General features: G+C 69.1%; 3 protein-coding genes, 1 tRNA gene and 1 pseudogene. 1 reads left to right on the top strand and 4 read right to left on the bottom strand.

Features of this window, described 5'->3' with window-relative positions; translation table 11 throughout:
* Window positions 1-60: 60 nt before the first annotated feature.
* Together IBX53_RS14785 and IBX53_RS14780 are read right to left on the bottom strand one after the other, a co-directional pair.
* A complete protein-coding gene (locus IBX53_RS14785; RefSeq protein WP_290910741.1) occupies window positions 61-2,052 on the bottom strand; it encodes a class I SAM-dependent DNA methyltransferase in 1,992 nt (663 codons plus the stop codon).
* Window positions 2,053-2,144: 92 nt separating this feature from the next.
* Window positions 2,145-2,221, bottom strand: a tRNA-Ile gene (locus IBX53_RS14780).
* 147 nt (window positions 2,222-2,368) lie between these two features.
* On the opposite strand from IBX53_RS14780, the gene IBX53_RS14775 reads away from it, so the two are divergent.
* Entirely contained in the window at window positions 2,369-3,013 is a 645-nt protein-coding gene (locus IBX53_RS14775) for a hypothetical protein (RefSeq protein WP_290910738.1), read from the top strand.
* 3 nt (window positions 3,014-3,016) lie between these two features.
* Here the strand turns inward: IBX53_RS14775 and IBX53_RS14770 are convergent, their stop codons facing one another.
* Together IBX53_RS14770 and IBX53_RS14765 are read right to left on the bottom strand one after the other, a co-directional pair.
* Entirely contained in the window at window positions 3,017-3,988 is a 972-nt protein-coding gene (locus IBX53_RS14770; protein WP_290910735.1) for an arsenic resistance protein, read from the bottom strand.
* Window positions 3,981-4,611: pseudogene (locus IBX53_RS14765) on the bottom strand (ATP-binding cassette domain-containing protein); the annotation flags it as partial. The gene IBX53_RS14770 and the pseudogene IBX53_RS14765, both read right to left, overlap by 8 nt.

Here is a 4,611-nt window from a genome sequence, read left to right as displayed (position 1 = left end):
CCGGCACCTCCCCCAGCCACTCGACGCCGGAATCCTTGACCTCGGGATATCGCGGAAAGCTCATGCCGACAGCTCCTCGATCATCTGCTTGATCCGGTCGGTGCAGGCCTTGAGGTCGGCGTCGATCTCCTCCAGCGGGCGCGGCGGCGTGAACTGGTAGAAGTGCCGGTTGAAGGGGATCTCGAAGCCGACGATGCCGATGCGGCCGTCCAGCGGGTCGCGCTTCTCCTCGTCGATCCAGGCGTCCGGGACGTGGGGCCTTACCTCGCGCTCGACGTAGTCGAACACCGACTCGTCCAGCGGCACGTTCTCGTTATCGCGCAGGCCGCTGTCGGGCTCTGGGTTGCCGGTCTTGTCCAGGCAGATGTCCGCCTCCGGGTCGCGCTCGGAGAGGGCGTTGAGAATCGCCTTCTGCACCGGGGCGCCGACCTTCAGGCGCTCTTGTTTCAGTTCGGCCTTGAGCGCGGCCTTTAGCGCCTTGATGAAGGCATCGCGGTTGGTGAACACCTGCTCCGGGTCCAGGGTGGCGCAGGCGGCCTTGATCGCCTCGCGCTCGCCCTCCGCGAGCTTCTGTAGCGGCTTCTCGTCATCGAGCCTGGCCAGGCGCTCGGGGCTGGCCTGGAAGTTGAGGCGCAGCGGGCGCTCCACGGTGATGCGCCGGTAGCCGAAGGCCTCCACCGGGAACAGCTTGCTCTCCTCGCTCTCCTGGCAGGCGCCGTAGAGGCGCACGATCTCCTCGATGTCGCGGTCGGCGACGAACTGGCGCTTGCTGCCCAGCGACTTGCGCATCTTGCTGGCCCGGCCGGTGGCGTTGATCAGCTGCACCTGGCCGCGGCGCTCGGCGGGCTTGTGGTTGGAGAGGATCCACACGTAGGTGGCGATGCCGGTGTTGTAGAACAGATCGGTGGGCAGGCCGACGATGGCCTCCACCAGGTCGTGCTGCAGCAGGTAGCGGCGGATCTCGGATTCCCCGCTGCCGGCGCCGCCGGTGAACAGCGGCGAGCCGTTGAGGATGATGCCGATGCGCGAGCCGCCCTCCTGGCGGGAGCGCATCTTGCTGACCAGGTGCATCAGGAACAGCAGCGAGCCGTCGGAGACCCGCGGCAGGCCGGGGCCGAAGCGGCCGTCATAGCCCTTGTGGTTGTGCTCGTCGGTGACCTGCTTCTGCACCTTCTTCCACTCCACGCCGAAGGGCGGATTGGAGAGCATGAAGTCGAAGTGCTGGCCAGCCAGCTGGTCGTCGGAGAGGGTGTTGCCGAGCTTGATCTGCTCCACCGCCTGGCCCTTGATCAGCATGTCGGCCTTGCAGATGGCGTAGGACTCGGGGTTGAGCTCCTGGCCGTGCAGCGAGACGGTCACCTCCTGGCTGACCTCCTGAACGTACTCGTCGCTCTCGGAGAGGAAGCCCCCCGTGCCCGCCGTCGGATCATAGACGGTGACGATGCGGTGGGGGCGCAGCTTGTCGTCCTGGCCGGTGAGCACCAGCGAGGTGGTCAGGTGGACGATGTCGCGCGGGGTGAAGTGCTCCCCCGCCGTCTCGTTGGAGCTCTCGGCGAACTTGCGGATCAGCTCCTCGAACACCAGGCCCATGCCGTAATTGGAAAGCCGCTGCGGGCTCATGTCGATGGCGGCGAAGCGCTGCACCACCTGGTAGAGCAGGTTGTTGGCGGCCAGCTGCTGGACGAAGCCCTCGAACTCGAAGTGCTCGAAGATCTCCCGGGCGTCCTGGCTGAACGACTGCACGTAGCTCATCAGGTCGTCGGCGGTCTGGGTGTCGGAGAGGCTGCCCAGGGTCAACTTTGATGCGTTGAAGAAGGGCTGGACGGCAGCGCGCAGCAGCAGTTTCTCGCGCACGGCGTCGGGCTTGGCCTGATGCTCCCGGGCGGCACGCAGCACGTCTGCCTTGGTGGGCTCCAGCACGCACTCCAGGCGCCGCAGCAGGGTGAAGGGCAGGATGATGCGGCCGTACTGGGACTGCTTGAAATCGCCGCGCAGCAGATCCGCCACGGACCAGATGAAGGCCGCCAGCTGAGAGTGACTCTCCGTGTTCACGATGCTTCCCCGCGTTCTTGGTGCTGATGGTAATAAGTGCGAACCATCATACACAGCGAGGGTGTAACCAACGAGATGACAAACAGCCAGAATGGTGGGCCCAGCTGGACTCGAACCAGCGACCAAGGGATTATGAGTCCCCTGCTCTAACCAACTGAGCTATAGGCCCTTTCACAGGAAGGTGCGCGAGCGCGCCGGCGTATCATAGCGAATGGCAATGAAGGTGGCCATAGCCCGAGCGCCGCTCGCAGCCTCCATGGCACCTTCTCCCTCCGCCGTGGTCTTCCTTGGGCCCGCCCCTTCTGGAGATCCGCCGGTGCCTCTTCGTTCGCTTGCCCGCTCTCTTGAGCGCCCTCTTTTCCGGCCCTCCGTCCTGGGCGCTGCCCTGGTCGCCCTGCTGGCTGCGCCCCTGGCTGTCCTTCCGGCGGCAGCGGCGGCCGCCTGGGAGCTGGACCCCGCCCATTCGCGGGTCACCGCCACCGTGGTGCAGATCGCCCCCGAGGGCCCCATTCCCCGCCAGCACGAGGTGCGCCGGTTGAGCGGCACCACCGAGGCGGACGGCACCCTGGTGCTGCCGCTGCGGCTGGCCCAGAGCGACGTGATCGAGCGCATGGGGCCGCTGCCGCCCTGGCTCTCGGGCTTCACCGAGCGCCCCATGGCGACCCTCACCACCCGCTTCCCGCCGGAGCGTCTGGAGCGGCTGGCCGTGGGTGAATCCCTGGTGGAGGTGCTCATGCTCTCGGTGCAGACCGGCAACAGCACCCGCAGCGAGCCCCTGGCGGTGCGCTTTACCCGGGAGTCGCCTGGGCGAGTGCGGGTCACCAACGCCGAGCGGGTGGCGCTGGATGGCCGTGAGCTGATGGCCGACCCCACCCTGCGCTCGGTGATGCTGCTGCTCGGCTACGAGCAGATCGGCGACGAGGTGCCGGTGAGCCTGGATGCGGTGCTGGTCAGGCGCTGAGGATCAGGACGGCACCGAGCCGCAGTCGGGAATCAGCCGGCCCGGCACCCAGCGCAGGAAGGCCACCATGCCGAAGAGTTCCACCAGCGACTGGAAGACGATTACCACCACGGCGGCCTGCCAGGCCTCGGGCAGCGCCAGGGCGATGGGCAGCACCACGAAGGAGTTGCGGGTGCCGAAGCTGAAGGTGAGCGTCCTGGCCGCCGGGGGCACCAGCCCGAAGGCGCGCCCCAGGCCTCGGCCCAGCAGCGCCGCCAGCACCAGGTAGCCGACGAAGAGCGGCAGCACCTGCAGCAGCACCCCGCCCAGCCCCGCCACGCTTCCGACCTGGGTGGCCGCCACCAGCAGCAGCACCGCAGCGAGCAGCGGCACGGGCAGCCAGCCCAGCCCCGCCACCAGGCGGCGAGCGTTCAGATGGCGCCGGGCAAGGCGCTCGGTCAGCCAGGCCGCCGCCAGCGGCGCCAGGATCAGCCCGGCGAAGGCGGAGAGCAGCGGCCCGCCGACCGCGACCCCCATCCACTCCGTCCCCAGGAAGAGCCAAAGATAGGCCGGCAGCGCCACCAGCTGCAGCGCCAGCAGCAGTGGCGTGGCGGCGATGGCGCGCCCGGCATCGCCGCGTCCCAGGTGGGTGAAGGTGATGAACCAGTCGGTACAGGGCACCAGCAGCACCAGCAGCACCCCGACCTGGACGGCGGGCGCCAGCGGCAGCAGGACCACCAGGCTCCCCACGATCAGCGGCAGGATCAGGAAGTTGCCGACCACCAGCGCCGAGGCGAAGCGCCAGTCCTGCACCGCCAGGCCGAGCCGCCCCAGGGGCACCTGGGTGAAGGTGGCGTAGAGCAGCAGGCCGAGCAGCGGCCAGAGCGCCCCTTCCAGCAGCCCGGCGGCCTCGGGGCGGGCCAGCCCCAGGCCGAGCCCGGCCAGGATCGCCGCCAGGTAGCCCCAGACCTGGTGGCGCTCCAGCGCCTCACGCACGGGTGGCGTCGCCCTCGGCAAGGTCCGCCATCAGCGCCCCGGTCTGCACCCGCCACTGGGCGGCGTAGCGGCCGTCGGCGGCGAGCAGCGTCTCGTGGCTGCCGCGCTCCACCACGCGGCCGCCCTCGATCACCACGATCTCGTCGGCGTGGACGATGGTGGAGAGGCGGTGCGTGCCGCCTCGATCACCTCCGCTTCGCCGGCCTCCGGCTTTCCGTAGGCGATATTGTCGCGCACGCTGCCCTCGAACAGGTAGACGTCCTGGCTGACCAGGCCGATGGCGCCGCGCAGGGAGGCGAGGCTCACGGCGTCGATGGGCTGGCCGTCGATCAGCACCCGCCCGGCGCTGGGGTCGTAGAAGCGCAGCAGCAGCTTGATCAGGGTCGACTTGCCGGAGCCGGTGGCGCCCACCAGGGCCAGCGTATTGCCGGCAGGCACGTGGAGGCTGACCCTCTCCACGCCGACCTCGCTTGCCGCATAGCGAAAGCTCACCCCCTCGAAGCTCACCCCCTCGAAGCTCACCTCGCCACGCAGCGGCTCGGCCAGCGGCGCGTCGTGGTTGTCGCGTACGGTGATCGGCACCGCCAGCAGGTCGAGGATGCGCCGGGTGCTGGCCATGGCGC

This window comes from Halomonas sp. (assembly GCF_014859505.1).
Lineage (GTDB): Bacteria > Pseudomonadota > Gammaproteobacteria > Pseudomonadales > Halomonadaceae > Halomonas.
Note: the sequence above shows the minus strand (reverse complement) of the source record. Positions and strands in the feature narration are given on the sequence as shown.